Raw genomic sequence first — 14,639 nt, forward strand, 5'->3', positions numbered from 1 at the left:
GGGCCTGATCAAGGCATCTGAAGGTGAGGGTCAGACGCTTTGATATTTCAACGCCTCTTTTATCGTCACATCCGGTGTTGCCTTTTTGCGAAAGAGACGCTCTTCGACCGCGCGCAGCGCAACATAGAACATCGGTGTGAACAGCAGTCCGAACACCGTGACGCCCAACATGCCCGAGAAGACCGAGACACCAAGCGCCTGGCGCATCTCAGCGCCTGCACCGGTTGCGACCATCAGCGGCACAACGCCCAGAATGAATGCGAGCGAGGTCATGACGATCGGACGCAGCCGGGTTTGAGCCGCCTGAACCGCAGCCTGCCAGCGATCCAAACCCTGATTCTCGGCCTGGCGCGCGAACTCGACAATCAGGATCGCGTTCTTTGAGGCCAGTGCGACGAGCACGACAAACCCGATCTGAACAAGGATGTTGTTATCCAGCCGGGCAATCCATACCCCGGTGATCGCAGACAGAAGTACCATCGGCACGATCAGGATCACTGCGGCGGGCAGAGCCCAGCTTTCATACTGTGCGGCCAGAACAAGGAACACGAAGAGAACGGCGAAACCAAACACAAGCAGCGCGGTGTCGTCTGTATTCTTCTCCTGATAGCTCAGCTCGGTCCATTCATAGCTGATTCCGGCGGGCAGAATCTGGTCGGCCAGTTTCTCCATGCGCTCCAGAGCTTCCGCTGAGGACACACCCGGCATCGTCTGGCCTTGCACGGCGGCCGCGGGGAAGAGGTTGTAGCGCGGCTGGCGTAGCGGGCCAGTTGTATCCTCAAAGCTTGCCACAGCTCCAAGAGGCACCATGGCACCATCGTCAGACCGGGTACGTAAACGCGCGACATCCTCGGCGGTTTCGCGGAACTGGGCATCCGCTTGTGCAACCACGGTATAGGTGCGGCCAAACAGGTTGAAGTCATTCACATAAGACGACCCAAGATAGACCTCCAACGCTTCGTTGATATTGGCAACCGGCACGTTCAGCATCTCGGCGCGTTCACGATCGATCTCGGCCCAGACACGTGGGGTGCCGGTGGAATAGAGCGAGAAGACAGCGACCAGTCCGGGATCTGCGTTGGCCTCAGCAGACAAGGCACGCGCAGCTTGTTCCAGCGCAACCGGACCGACATTGCCCGTGTCCTGCAGCATCATTTTGAATCCGCCACCGGTCCCGATCCCGCGCACTGGCGGGGGCGCGATGACAAAGATCGCCGCATCGTCGATACTTGCCATGCGCTGGCGGGCTTCGGCCAGAACTTCTTCGGCCTTTACGCCCTGTGCCTTACGATTTTCAAACGGTGTGGTGGCAAAGAAAATCACGCCGGTGTTGGATTCAGTGGTGAAGGTCGCACCGTTGAAGCCAGAGAAGACAGCGGCGTTTTCCACGCCTTTGATCTCAAGCAATTCATCAACCGCGTGGCGAACGATCTTGTCCGTACGTTCCAGCGATGCACCCGGAGGCAGTTGGACGACTGTAATGTAGTACCCCTGATCCTGCTCAGGAACGAAGCCACCCGGAACCTTCGAGAATTGTGCATCCGTCAGCAACAGAAGGCCGGCAAACAGGCTCAGCATGATGGCTGGCACACGAACCAACCGGCGGGTGGCCCAGGCATAGCCGTTGGACGCGCGATCAAAGCCCGCGTCAAACTTGGACAATGCAAAGACCACCGGACGCATCAGCAGGCCGGGCTTCTGTTCACCATGAGGCTTCAGCAGCATCGCGGCCAGCGACGGCGACAGGGTCAGCGACACCAGCAGAGATATCGCAGTGGCAGCGGTGATTGTGACGGCGAACTGACGATAGAACTCGCCCGAAATACCGGCAACGGCTGCTGTCGGGATAAACACCGCCGCGAGGACAAGAGAGGTCGCAACCAGTGCACCAGAGACTTCGGTCATCGTCTTACGTGCTGCGTCGCGCGGCGACGCGCCGTTGCGGATGTGTTTCTCAATCCCTTCGACTACGATGATCGCATCGTCAACAACGATACCCACCGCAAGGACCAGCCCGAACAGCGATAGGTTGTTGATCGAATACCCCAGTGCCGACATGACCGCGAATGTGCCAACCAACGATACAGGGATTGCAAGAATGGGTGTCACAGCGGCACGCCATGTGCCCAAGAACAGCAGGATCACTGCCACAACCAAAACGACGGCTTCGATCATGGTTTTGACAACCGCATCAATCGACGCCTGAATGTATTCGGTCGGGTTATAGATCACGTCATAGGCCAGACCTTCGGGAAAGTCCTGGCTCAACCGCTCGACCGTTTCAAGCACATCGGCGGCGGTTGCAAGTGCATTGGTGCCGGGACGCTGGTTCACTACCATCGCGACAGCGGCATCCTTATTGAGATAGGCACGTGTCGTATAGTTCGCAGCACCCAGTTCGATGCGCGCGATGTCGGACAGGCGTACGATCCGGCCTTCATCCCCGCGTTTCACGATGATCCGTTCGAACTCGGATACATCGGTCAAACGGCCCGCCGTTTGCACCGATACCTCAAAATCCGCAGCATCCGGTGTCGGTTGCTGGTTCAGAAGGCCGGATGCGACCTGTGCGTTCTGGCTCCGCAGGGCCGAGATCACTTCGCCCGGGGTCATATCGAGCGCGGCGATACGTTCGGGATCCAGCCAGATGCGCATGGAGTAATCCCGCGCACCGAACAGGGTCACGTCGCCGACACCACCAAGCCGCGTCAGCTCATCGCGCACGCGTTGCGCCGCGTTGGTGATGTACAGTGCATCGCGTGAGGCATCCGGCGAGAACATATGCACAACCAGCAACAAATCCGGAGACGCCTTTTGCGTGATCACACCAAGGCGGCGTACGGTTTCCGGCAGGCGTGGCTCGGCAATCGCGACCCGGTTCTGAACCAGAACCTGTGCTGCATCCAGATCAGTGCCCAGTTCAAACGTGACGGTGATTGTCAGATTCCCGTCCCCGGTCGCTTGCGACGACAGATAGAGCATCCCTTCCACGCCGTTGATCTGCTGTTCAAGCGGTGTTGCAACCGTTTGCGCAATCGTCTCTGCAGAAGCACCGGGGTACTGCGCGCGCACCTGCACCGTCGGAGGTGCAACCTCGGGGTACTGCGCGACCGGCAGCGTGAAATAGCTCAGAGCTCCGACGATGGTGATAAATGCGGAAATCACAATCGCAAATATTGGTCGGTCAATAAAGAAATGGGGCAGTTTCATTGGAATGTCCTCACCTGAATTTTGCCTCGCGCTCAGCGCGACGCGACCTTGGTCGTTTCTGTGTGTGATGTCTGGTGAACCTGCACTTTCGCACCAGCGGCAATCATATGCAGCCCGCTGACAACCACCTGCTCGCCCGCATCCAGACCCTCGACGACGCGCAATCCATCATGACGATCATGAAGAACGACATCGCGGCGGCTGACCGCATTGTCAGCATCGACAACCCAGACGAACTTGGCGGCCTGATCCGAGTTGATTGCCTGTTCTGGGATGACAATGCCTTGCGCATCTGTCTCGGCGGCCATCCGCATACGCCCGAACATTCCGGGCACCAGAAGGCCATCAGTGTTGTTCAGCACCGCATGGCCCCTCAGGGTCCCAGTGCTTGCATCCAGCCGGTTGTCGACAAAATCGATCTGGCCGGGATACTCGAAATCCACGGCCCCGGTGAGCTTGATCTCGACCGGCAGATCACCGGCAACGCCGCGAAAACCTGCCTCGTCGTGAAGGCGCATATAGTCAAGATATTGCTGTTCGGTCACGTCAAAGACGAAATGAATCGGATCGATGGAAACGATCGTTGTCAGTGGGGTTGAGGTAGAGCCCGCAGAAACCAAATTACCTTCGCTTACAAAATCGTCGGATATCCGCCCCGTGACCGGCGCATGAATTTGCGTGAATTCAAGGTCCAGCTGTGCGCGTTCGATCGCTGCCTTGGCCGAGGCGACACTGGCCTTCGCAATCGCCGCGTTCTGTCTCCGCGTGTCCAGAACGGACTGACTGATATGGCCTTGTTCGCGCAGGCTTTCAGCCCGCGCAAGTTCGGCCCGGCTAAGCTCGGCAGCTGCTTCGGCTTCAGTCAGGCCGGCCTGAGCGTCTGACAAGATCGCCCGATAAGGACGCGGGTCAATCGAGAAAAGCAAATCGCCCTTCTGAACGATCTGGCCGGACTTAAAATGCACGTTGTCCAGGTGTCCGGACACGCGGGCGCGGACCAAAACTTCGTCCACCGCTTGGAACCGGCCAGTGAACTCGTCCCAAGCATCCACATCACGTCTTTCCGCCAGAAAAACCTCAACCGTCGGCGCAACAGGTGCTGCAGCGGGTGCGGAGGCCTGCGCCGCAGCTACAAAACTGGGAAGTTCAAATTTGCTCGCTCCGTACCAAAGACCAGCGGCAACAGCGGCGCCGATCGCGATACCGGAAAACAGGGAACCTTTGTATGACATCATTCTATCCTCACCTTTGGGCAATAGCCCGGGGTTGTGGGTAGAATGTCGCTTTTAGTACCCGCTCGTGTAGCCAGTTGGCAGGACCATCACTATTTCCCGTCAGGACGCAATTGAAGCGACGCCAGATAATCTATTATCTTCAAAAGCTTGGAGGGTTTGACACAAGGAAATCCACGAACGCCCTGACGCGCGGGGCGACGAGTCTGCGGTCGAGATAGACGATGGAGTAGGGAAATCTGTCCATCCGGACCTCCTGCATCACTTCCACCAACCGGCCTTTTTCCAGCGAGTCAAGGATCAGGTAAGTCGGGAGTTGCGCAATCCCAAGACCGGCCTCTGCAGCTTGGTGGATCGCGTCGATATCATTTCCGATCAGGACCGGATCAAGCGTCCGGCGCACCACATTGCCTTCACACTCGAATATGAAAGGAAACAACCGTCCTGTGTTCTGAGCGCGATAATGTATGCCCCGATGTGCTTCCAGATCAGGTATTCGCTGTGGGTGCCCGTAGCGTTTTACATAAGACGGTGCCGCGACAGTGTGGATGACATCATCGAACAGCTTTCGTGCGACCAGATTGGCACTGTCACCCAGTTCACCGATACGAATGGCGACATCAATCCCCTCGGAAGCCAGATCGACAATCCGGTCCTCAAAGCGAAGCTCCACCTCGACATGCTTGTAGCGGCACATGAACGACAACACCCGCTGCGTCAGCCACATCCGCCCAAAAACGGCAGACGCCGAAACTACCAGTTTTCCCCTGGGCTCGTCCAAACTATCCGTGAATTCGGTTTTCAGACTCTCGGCATCATCCAGCAGCTTTCGCGCACCCTCCAGTAGCCGTTCACCTTCCACGGTCAGCGCGACCGAGCGCGTGGTACGCGAGAACAGCTTTGCGCCGACGTCGGCCTCGACACGCTGAACAGCTTTTGAGACGGCAGAACTGGTCATTCCTTCAATACGCGCCGCCGCTGCGAAGCTTTCTGTCAAAGCGACGCGGACAAACAGTTTGAGGTCCGACAGGTTATCCATGACCGCTAATTGCCGTCAGTCGCGCATCCTTTGTCAACAACTGATAACAGCAACCCTGTGTACAAAGGCGCGCCGAGGCCTCATTGGTCATGCGGCCTGATCGGACGCGTTCAGTTGAGCCAAGCCTGCTTTGAAGGTGGCAAGGTTCGCAGCACCCGGTAACCGCAGCTTCCGCCCTGTGACAGTGTCTGTCAGAAAAATCGACGGGACGCCCTGGACACCGAGGGCAAGACCTTGGCGCAGCGAGCCATCCACCCGCGCCCCGTAATCACCGTGGTCGATGGCGTCAGATATCGCCACAGGGTCGAGACCTACCCGCCTCGCCACATCTTCGATCACTTCGCGCGATCCAATGTCCCGCCCGTCTTCGAAGAAAGCCTTGAACATCGCCCTATGGAACCTGTCGAAATGCGGGGTTTCTTTGACGTATTCGGCAGCGGCCAACGCATCCTTGCTATAGGGCTGAACCGGCGGCAGTTTCAGGGGCAGCCCGCGCTCTTCCGCCAGCGGATAGACAGAGCGGCCCCAGACACCCAGCAAGTAGCCTCCGTCGGGGTCGAGCGTTGGGTTTGGGTAGGGACGCAGTTCAAACGCGTGCCAGTTCACGGTAATCGGGTGCTCGCTTTCGGCCCTCAATGCGTCAAGCACCGGTAATTCGAGATAGCAGTAAGGACAGACGTAGTCTGACCAGATGTCGATAACGATAGGATGAAGCTCTGACATGGTATCACCTCTTGCGCTGTGGTTATGACACGTAAGGTTGGGTTGTGCGCGTCAGAGCGGAATTGGTAAAAAGCCGCGATTACCGTTGCACGGAACGCAACGACTAATCCTGCGCAATTCGTTAGAGACCAAATTAACAGAAAATGGCGACGTGCGCTGATTAGCGGGAAGAAGCTTCGGCGGGCCGCCACATCGGACCAACAGCCAAAAGCAGAATAAGAGTGTTCCAAAGAACGTTCTGCCAGTGTCCGGAGGCAACCGAGCCAAAACTGTCAGCGGCAAACCATGCACAAGCACCATAAACCAGCGACTTTCGCACCGCTTCCGGCGCGTGATCGTAGGCCATTGTCGAAAGCGTCCAGACCATCACCGCCCAACCAATCAGGAACCCGCCTGCAAGCGCCGACAGAAAACGGATTTCCTCTGACTGGTAGTCCGGGAAGCCGTCGATGGGCCAGGTCAGGATATCAAGGCCGAGCCTGGCTGGCTCATTCGTAGCCGGGATTGTACCAAGTATCAGCGCCGGCCCAAAAAACCGATGACAATCGCCGAAATCTTCAGCCAGAACTTGTGTACAGCGTGTGTGTTCATGGTGACCCTATTCAATGTTTCGTCTGGACACTATCGGCGGTCCCGTAACTGCTGCAATTACCTCAGAGGTAAGTGCACTTAGTCGCGGCGTCGGCTAACACTATGCAATGACCGAATTTGCAAACGCACTGAAAACCTGGCGCGCGTCGCGCCGTCTCAGTCAGCTTGACCTGGCCATGGAGGCGCAGATTTCCACGCGGCATCTGTCATTCCTGGAAACTGGGCGCGCCAATCCCAGCCGCGAGATGGTCATACGGTTGGGTGAGGCGCTGAAGCTTCCGCTTGATGCCCGCAATCAGATGCTGACAAACGCAGGCTTTGCCATTCGCTATCAAGGTCGCGATTGGAACACCTCTGAAATGGCACCAATACGCCGCGCGGTTCAATGGCAGTTGGAGCGGCACGCGCCCTATCCAGGGTTGGCCGTTGATCGGTTGTGGACGATCCGAGAGGCGAACACGACAGCGCTTGCGCTCTTCGACCTGTTTGGCATCGGTGTCGGAGACAGCATGTTGGATCTGATGATGATGAGCGCGCTGCCGGAGTACGTCGAGAACTGGGCAGAGGTCGCCCATAGCGTAGCGACGCGACTTCGGACGGAGAACGCGGCTTCGGGTGGCGTGCCCAAATTCGAAGCCGTGATCGAATACTTGCTGGGCGTTCCGCAGCCAAAATCTATCACGCCCGGGCCGGTCATCCCGACTGTTCTAAAGCACGGTGATTTGCGCCTGTCGATGTTCGCGACCATTTCTCAGTTCGGGACACCGGAAGACCTTCTGCTCGATGGTTTGAAAGTCGAACTGTATTTTCCAAGCGACACGGCGACCCAAACCGCATTTGAACAGATGCATGCCGCCGCAGGGTCGTAGGCTTTTGAGGCGATTAACATGGCTCATGGGTGCTCTGGGCATCGCCCGGCGGATTCTATCGGAGATTACGAAGCGGTCACCTGGCCCGGGCGAATAGGTTTGAGAAAAGTGATCCCTGAGAGTGTTCTCGTAGAACTGCGCTGCCTGCTGCTGTTAATCTGGCTAAATGATCGCAAATTCTTCTTTCTTAGAGACTTGGTTTTGCGGCTGGGCGCTCGTTCAATTTCAGCCCCTCCAAATGTCGCACAACTCAAAGGGCTGCAGTCGGAGCGTACTCTTGCAGTGGGAGTTTAAGAATTCGTAACTTGCAGTTGCAAAGCGATGTGCCCCATAAACTATGAAGGAACATAACTGACAGCTTCATAAACAAGAATTCGTATAGGAGACTAACGTGAAAACTCGCTTGTTTCTTGCAGGGATCGGAATGGGCATCGCATTGTGCCCCGTACAGGTTGCGGCCGAAGACGCGAAGAGTTGGCTTTTGATGGAAGTTGCCGAAAACGCCACGCTCGAAAACGGTCAATTGGTCCTGACCGGGATTGATGATCAGATCACTCTGTTCACAGACCGACCTTATCGCGACGCGATGAATATGTCTGTTGAATCGATCGTGGAGAACTGGGGCCACGGCGAAAACAGCTTTGCGTCTGATCCGCCCAACGCAGCCTTGTCCGGTATGAGCGCTGGCAAGCAAGTTGGTATGATTGTCACCCTCAGCAATCCTAAGCTAGAGAATGATGCTCTGACCTTTGACTACGAGGCGTTGCATGGAACAGATGTAACACAGCTCGAGTCCGTCTCGCTGGTTGTCGACTCTATTTATTACACGTTTCAATGTTGGGCTTCGTGGGGTGAAGACTGCAACAATTGATCCCGCCAAAACTCCGAAGTAGCGGAGTGCAGAATTACCTGCTTTGGGGAAAAATCGATGCCGGTGCTGGGGCGATACTCAGGATGGTATTGCAGCAGGATCTAACGTACGCGCCCACAAAGCAACTTTCGATTGTGCGCAGGCCGAGCGTCAAAACCACGTCTGTTCGACGTGGTTTTGACTTTGGACGGCCCTGTCATGCAGCCTCGGCTTGACCAATCAAGATACAGATTTGGTCGCCGGGCCATTGCGACGCGCGCTGCAAATCTCCGCCATCCTGCACCATTTTGAACCAACGCGCCTATCAAACGCCCATCAGTTTGATGGCGTCTGAGTTTTCCAAAGCAAAATTAATGTTGGAACAATTGCTAGTTGACGCAAAGGAAGCTACCAATCGACGTTAATAGTCGTTCTTTGCGATTTGCATACCACAAACCCTGAGGCCCCGCACATTGGCTATGGCCCCGATTTGACGGAGAAACGAACTAATGAAATCAACCGTACTTGCAGCAGTGTTTACTGTAATTGCCGGAGGCTCTGTACTGGCTCAGGATCAAAAACCTGAGAGTTTTCTGATCGTTGAGCTTGCCCAAAATGCGCAGATCGCAGGAGACGTTCTTACGCTCGGCGGGATAGACGGGTCGGTTCTAGCGTTTTCAGATCGCCCCTATCGTGACACAAAAACCCTTTCGCTGTCGGATATGATGGAGAACTGGTCCAAGGGTTCTGACGATCTGGCCTCTGATCCACCCAACGCCGCACTGACAGGCGTAGTCGATGGCGCTGAAGTTGGACTCGTCCTAGAGTTGAGTGAGCCAAAACACGAGAATGACACGCTCAGCTTCACCGTCAAACAGCTGGCCGGCCCCGAGGTTGGAGAGATGCAAAACGCAGCACTGATCATCGACGACATCTGTATCACCGGAACGTCGTACTGCCTGATGACGGGTAATTGGAGTGACATTGGCGGCTAAATACGGGTTATGAGCCGCCACAACGCTAACTTCACAAGCGAATGCGGTTTCGCCAGAACTTGATACAATCGATCAACCATTAAGAGAGTTTGCAAATGTACCTTACTTTGAAGCGACTGACATGCGTTGCAATCACGGGGCTTCTGGTAGGTGCCACGGCACCCCAGGCCATCGCGGGTCCTACGGAGGGCGAGACGCAGTATGGCTGGGGTGGGCTGCCCGGGTATAGCAACGCGGGCCCAAGCGTTGGCGAAACGCAATACGGATGGGGCGGGTTGCCCGGTTGGCCATTTTATACGGCCGGCGTGCCAAGCTGGGGTACGATCGGCCCAAGCGTTGGGGAAACTCAGTATGGATGGGGCGGGGCAGCTTCTGGATGGCCGGTTACAGGGCCCGTTGCGCTAGGCGCGCCGCTGCACTCATATGGCCCGCCGATTGTTGGATACAGGATGGTTCCCGTCTACGCCCCGGTGCTGCCTTATCCACAGCCTCAGGCACCAGCAGCCAGTCAGGATGCCGGACAAGCGGCTGCAGCCCCACGCCCGGTTGTTTGCATGGTGAAATCGACTGCGGCGACAGATAGCGGGGACGCAAGTCCGGACGTCGCAGTGATAGCGCAGACCGACGAGGCATGCTCGGCCATTGGTGGAACAGTGCAAGAGGTCGCAAGTTCAAATCCGACCACCAATGGTGCTGAAACCACGACCGATAACAACTGAGCCACCCCTGGGGAAATAGCGTCAATCGGCCATTCAGCCCCGGTGATGCTTTCCCAATGCGCGGGTACTGTTGCGTTATTCAACTGCGAGGACGGATTATGTCGATCATACGCTTGGTTCATGCGGTATTGCTATGTTTCGCATTCATCGCGGGACCGGTTCAGGCGCAGCAATCCGACGCAACATCGGCCGAGGCTGAGGGCGGTGAAACCTATCTATTGGCGATCGGGGTTTGTCCGCCCTATCGGACCCATATTCCGGTCGAGGCCTGCAGGAACGGTGTCGACTCGATTGTGACGAATTTCAAATCGGGTCTCGGGATCAGCGCCGACAACGTCGTGTCACTTGTCGACGAACACTCGACCGGCGTTAATGTTCTGAAAAACATTGACGATCTGAGTGCCAAGATAAAACCCGAGGACCGTTTGATCGTGTATCTTATCCTGCACGGCGACGCGTTCTATCAGTGGGCGGATTACTACAACCCCGATCAGACGATCCGGGATGTCAATAATCGAGTGTCAAACCCCGGCGAGGATTTGTTGGTCTTCTGGACCAAGGAAGAGCCCACCGTGCCGGTCCTGGCGATCGCCCAGAAGGACTGGCTTCCTGCGGGCGAGCTCGTGAGCGCACTGGAGACGATTCCGGGGCGCGTCGCCCTTATTCTTGATTCCTGCTCGAGCAACTTGGTTTTTGAATCCTTTCACCAACTGGCCTCGGATAGTGAAAGGATCGACTATGTCCTTACATCAGCCGGAAGTGAGCAGGCATCGAATTTCAACATAGACATTTCGGCACCGCTGTTCGGTCAGGAACTCGCAAACGCCATGAGTTTGCCGAATGCGAGAACTTTTGGTCAGGTCGTTGAACATGCACGGGTCACAACCGTTCTTCATGCGTTGGCGATGTGTTCGTCAGTCACATTCCCGGCGGCCGGATTTTCCAAGCTCTTCCCGTCTTTGCCGACCCCGCAGGCCCAGACAGCAGACGGGATGGTATCACCACCACTTTGGTATTGCTCTCAGGTCCCTACGGTTGTCGACTATTCCGGTGAGATGACTGATCGGAAGCTTGCGGTCTCTCCCAAGGACTGAGCCAATCGGTATTGCGCGGGACTTGCCGTGGCCACAAGGTGGTGCCGGGCTACCCCTTTTCAAAACATCAAGGCTTTGGAGTTGGATAGCGCCAAGCACCAAAGATCATGCGATCTGGCTTATCAGTTTTTGACTTGTGGTGCAGCACCGATGTCCTGTTCGAACGGGACCAAGGATGATGAGTTTCCGGTCACAAGAGAACCCAAGTCCGCCCAGCCTTTGAAGAAGTAGGAAGGGCTGGAGTCGATTACGACATAACTGTCTTGCAACGACTGCGTCTCTGCACCTTCCAAAACAGTATATCTAAAGGTCAGGTTCCCATCGATTAACTTGGGCTCAGTCAATTCGACAACGACTGATACCGGTTTCCCGTCCGATTGCCCGATGAGCGCTGCGTTCGGTGGATCGCTGGCAAAGCTGTCGTGACCTTCCCCCCAGCCTTTTATCATATCGGCACTGGGTACGGTTGCTGCAGCGCGATAAGGCCGGTCTGCAAAAATCACCATATGCGGATCAGCATCCAGAAGGGTCAGAATACCATCCTCCATCGTCGCCGTGTCGGAATGCTGAACAAATAGATAAGTTTCCTTCGCCGGGTCTTCGTCGGTCGCCGCAAAAGAGGGGGCCGCTCCGATAGCCAAGGTAGCGAGTGAAGCGTGAAGCACTTTCAGTATGTGTGTCATTGGTTCTCCATTCGTTTCAAATCGGTAGAAATTCGATTTTACGTCGCGTATTCCAAGGGGTGTGTCGGGTGGCGTTGCTCAACTCTAGACTTATCGAGACTGCTTTCGCCTCTACTTTTTCAACCTGGACTGCGTTCATTTGATGGGCGTGGCGACATAACGTGCGCCTCGTCAGAAACGCTCACTCATTTGTCGCTTCGAGAGCCTGCGCGTCGTTCGGATTCCCGTCAACCATGTCGATCGACCAAAGCACGTCGCCCCATGGGGTTTCATCGATGACGAAATAACTGTTCTCCAGCACGATGGAATCCTGCCCTTCAAGAACCTTATAGTCAAAAACCAGTGTGCCATCGCTGAGCTTGGGATTTGTCAGCTCGACAACAACCGAGGTTGGTTCGCCATTTGCTTGGCCGACCAGAACAGCGTTCGGCGGATCATCGGCGAAACTGTCTTGGCCTTTGGTCCAGACTTCAATCAGGTTTGCCGTTGGAATTGAAGCAGCGGCGCGCATCGGGCGGTCAGTAAATGCAATCATGTGGGAGTCGATATCACTCAGCGTCAAAACCCCGTCTGACAATGTGGCCGAGGCCGCATGCTGAACAAACAAGGCTTCGCCATCGTCCTTTTCCGCCGATTGTGCGGCTGCAACGCCAGCTGATCCAGCGACCAAAATGACTGTCGCTATGGAATTGAACAAGCGCTTCATGACGTGCCCCTTTATTGAACTGTGGCTGTTTCCGACGAAAAAAGTAATGAGCTTAGGTGGTAGTGTATTGGCAGTGCCGCTTACCCCAATAAATTGTCTGTCACGCATACATTACAAGACGGGGTTAACGATTATTAATTTAGCACTAAGGTTGAGTTGTGGCACATAGGCCCAAATGTTCGCCGCAGAATGAACGCGAGAAACACGTCAGACATAAAAAAGGAATTGGTATGAAAGCGGCCCCATTCTTATTCATCGGGTTAGGCGCTCTGGTTGCGTCCACGGCGCTGGCGGATAACGCCGCCAACAAAAGCTATCTGTTCGTCGAAACCGCAAACACAGTCGAATTGGCTGATGGAAAACTGGTGCTGCATGGGGTCGATGATGCGGTCTCGGTGTTCGCCGATCGCCCCTATCGCGACGCGGGCGTGATTTCGGTGGATCATTTTCTGGATGTTTGGAAATTCGGCAAAGACAGCTTTGCGGTAAACCCTCCGAACGCAGCGCTGTCTGGTGAAATAGATGGAAAAGCGCATGTTGTGATCGTTGAGATCTCGGCACCCAAATCCGTTGGCGACACGCTAGAATATACCTACTCAATTATTGAAGGTGAGCCGGTCGGAATGATGTCAAACGCCGTGATGGTCATCGACGGTTGGTGGTCCGAACCTTACTCAGGTCCGTTTGGCGGATTGCCTGGAACAGGATGAGTGCCGGGTTACAGCACTTCCAAAGCGCACGCAGATTTGCGTTGCGCCTTGGTAAACCGCAATGAATAGTAGACGTATGAGATTTCGCTTCCAGATTGTCGAGCGCGGGATGAAACTCACAAACCTGATACTTTTGTCCCTCGTTACATTCGGGCTAGCGAATGCGGCTGTGGCGCAATCATCCTCTCCGACGCCGCCCAGTGTTGTCGTTGCGACTGCATCGAAGAATGAGGTCCAGAAACAGGATGAATTTGTCGGGCGCGTGGTAGCGGATCAAAGCGTTGATCTACAGGCCCGCGTCGAAGGCGTGCTGCAAGAAGTGAATTTTGCCGAAGGCGGCGTGGTTTCCGAGGGCGACGTCCTTTTCAGGATCGAAAAGCAAAGCTATGAGGCCAGCGTCGCCAGTGCGCAGGCGGCGTTGAAAAGCGCGCAAGCTGCTGCTGCCAGCGACAAGACCGAGCTGGACCGGCAACAGGCCCTCTTTGACAAGGGCGATATAGCTCAATCCGTTCTGGATACCGCCAGCGCGACCTTTGCCGAGGGGCAGGCTGCGGTGGATGAGGCCGCAGCCGCTTTGAAAATTGCGCAGATTGATCTTGGATACACAGAAATCACCAGCCCCCTGGATGGGCGTATCGGACTGTCTGCCGTGGATGCTGGCAACCTCGTTAGCTCTGATAGCGGTGTGCTGGCGACTGTCACCAGCATTGACCCGATACTGGTCAGCTTTTTCGTCAGCGAGCCGGTGCTGCTGCGCGAGCGTCGGAACGGGTCGATCACCCCGACAGATATCAAGCTGACGACCCAGATCACACTGGCCGATGGTCAGGCCTATGCGACAGCAGGCCAGGTGACCTACGTCGGCCCCAATGTCGGCCAGGATACGGATACAGTCGAACTCAGAGCCACGTTTGCCAACCCGGATGGCCTGCTGATCCCGGGCCAATTTGTTGTCGTTGGCCTGAGCGGGTCAGAAGACGCCAAAGTGCTGACTGTGCCGCGCAATTCCGTCCAGTTCGACAATAAAGGATATTTTGTATTCTCGGTGGACGATAAAGACACGGTTCATCGCACCGATATTGAGATAGGCGTTCAGACAGCCACCCAAACGCAAGTGACGAAGGGCCTGAAAGAAGGGGATCGCGTTGTTGTGCAGGGGTTGCAGAAAATTCACGATGGGTTGGTCGTGAAAGCGGTTGATAGCCAAGGTTAGGGACG

Annotated in this window: 14 protein-coding genes; 7 read left to right on the forward strand and 7 right to left on the reverse strand. The window is 55.8% G+C overall.

Annotated features, from left to right (window positions below; translation table 11 throughout):
• Window positions 1-30: 30 nt before the first annotated feature.
• The 5 genes from ACR3EN_RS02820 to ACR3EN_RS02840 all read right to left on the reverse strand — a co-directional run bounded on the left by ACR3EN_RS02820 (window position 31) and on the right by ACR3EN_RS02840 (window position 6,571).
• The gene (locus ACR3EN_RS02820) at window positions 31-3,210 is read right to left on the reverse strand and encodes an efflux RND transporter permease subunit (RefSeq protein WP_480819138.1); all 3,180 of its coding nucleotides are present in this window, start codon (window positions 3,208-3,210) and stop codon (window positions 31-33) included.
• Window positions 3,211-3,242: 32 nt separating this feature from the next.
• On the reverse strand, window positions 3,243-4,442 hold the full coding sequence (locus tag ACR3EN_RS02825; RefSeq protein ID WP_480819137.1) for an efflux RND transporter periplasmic adaptor subunit: 1,200 nt from the start codon (window positions 4,440-4,442) through the stop codon (window positions 3,243-3,245).
• Window positions 4,443-4,584: 142 nt separating this feature from the next.
• Window positions 4,585-5,481, reverse strand: a complete 897-nt coding sequence (locus ACR3EN_RS02830) for a LysR family transcriptional regulator (protein ID WP_480819136.1) — start codon at window positions 5,479-5,481, stop codon at window positions 4,585-4,587.
• Between the two features lie 87 nt (window positions 5,482-5,568).
• On the reverse strand, window positions 5,569-6,204 hold the full coding sequence (locus ACR3EN_RS02835; protein WP_480819135.1) for a DsbA family oxidoreductase: 636 nt from the start codon (window positions 6,202-6,204) through the stop codon (window positions 5,569-5,571).
• A gap of 160 nt (window positions 6,205-6,364) precedes the next feature.
• Window positions 6,365-6,571, reverse strand: a complete 207-nt coding sequence (locus ACR3EN_RS02840; protein WP_480918388.1) for a hypothetical protein — start codon at window positions 6,569-6,571, stop codon at window positions 6,365-6,367.
• A gap of 331 nt (window positions 6,572-6,902) precedes the next feature.
• On the opposite strand from ACR3EN_RS02840, the gene ACR3EN_RS02845 reads away from it, so the two are divergent.
• From ACR3EN_RS02845 to ACR3EN_RS02865, 5 genes are all read left to right on the forward strand, one after another.
• A complete protein-coding gene (locus tag ACR3EN_RS02845) occupies window positions 6,903-7,664 on the forward strand; it encodes a helix-turn-helix domain-containing protein (RefSeq protein WP_480819133.1) in 762 nt (253 codons plus the stop codon).
• 391 nt (window positions 7,665-8,055) lie between these two features.
• Entirely contained in the window at window positions 8,056-8,535 is a 480-nt protein-coding gene (locus ACR3EN_RS02850) for a hypothetical protein (RefSeq protein WP_480819132.1), read from the forward strand.
• A gap of 488 nt (window positions 8,536-9,023) precedes the next feature.
• Window positions 9,024-9,509: a hypothetical protein gene (locus tag ACR3EN_RS02855; RefSeq protein ID WP_480819131.1), complete on the forward strand. Its 486-nt coding sequence runs from the start codon at window positions 9,024-9,026 to the stop codon at window positions 9,507-9,509.
• Between the two features lie 449 nt (window positions 9,510-9,958).
• The gene (locus ACR3EN_RS02860) at window positions 9,959-10,228 is read left to right on the forward strand and encodes a hypothetical protein (protein WP_480819130.1); all 270 of its coding nucleotides are present in this window, start codon (window positions 9,959-9,961) and stop codon (window positions 10,226-10,228) included.
• Window positions 10,229-10,326: 98 nt separating this feature from the next.
• Window positions 10,327-11,322 carry a hypothetical protein gene (locus tag ACR3EN_RS02865; RefSeq protein ID WP_480819129.1) on the forward strand — a complete coding sequence of 332 codons (996 nt, stop codon included), beginning with the start codon at window positions 10,327-10,329 and terminating at the stop codon, window positions 11,320-11,322.
• Between the two features lie 122 nt (window positions 11,323-11,444).
• On the opposite strand, the gene ACR3EN_RS02870 is transcribed toward ACR3EN_RS02865, so the two are convergent.
• Both ACR3EN_RS02870 and ACR3EN_RS02875 read right to left on the reverse strand, forming a co-directional pair.
• Window positions 11,445-12,005, reverse strand: a complete 561-nt coding sequence (locus tag ACR3EN_RS02870; RefSeq protein ID WP_480819128.1) for a hypothetical protein — start codon at window positions 12,003-12,005, stop codon at window positions 11,445-11,447.
• A 181-nt stretch (window positions 12,006-12,186) separates the two neighbouring features.
• Window positions 12,187-12,819 carry a hypothetical protein gene (locus ACR3EN_RS02875; RefSeq protein ID WP_480819127.1) on the reverse strand — a complete coding sequence of 211 codons (633 nt, stop codon included), beginning with the start codon at window positions 12,817-12,819 and terminating at the stop codon, window positions 12,187-12,189.
• A 122-nt stretch (window positions 12,820-12,941) separates the two neighbouring features.
• Here ACR3EN_RS02875 and ACR3EN_RS02880 point away from each other — a divergent pair, with 122 nt between their 5' ends.
• Together ACR3EN_RS02880 and ACR3EN_RS02885 are read left to right on the forward strand one after the other, a co-directional pair.
• Window positions 12,942-13,421 (forward strand): hypothetical protein, encoded by a 480-nt coding sequence (locus tag ACR3EN_RS02880; RefSeq protein WP_480819126.1) that lies wholly within the window; start codon window positions 12,942-12,944, stop codon window positions 13,419-13,421.
• Window positions 13,422-13,497: 76 nt separating this feature from the next.
• Window positions 13,498-14,634, forward strand: a complete 1,137-nt coding sequence (locus ACR3EN_RS02885; RefSeq protein WP_480918389.1) for an efflux RND transporter periplasmic adaptor subunit — start codon at window positions 13,498-13,500, stop codon at window positions 14,632-14,634.
• The last annotated feature ends 5 nt before the right edge of the window (window positions 14,635-14,639 follow it).

The organism is Ruegeria sp. G7 (assembly GCF_056535465.1).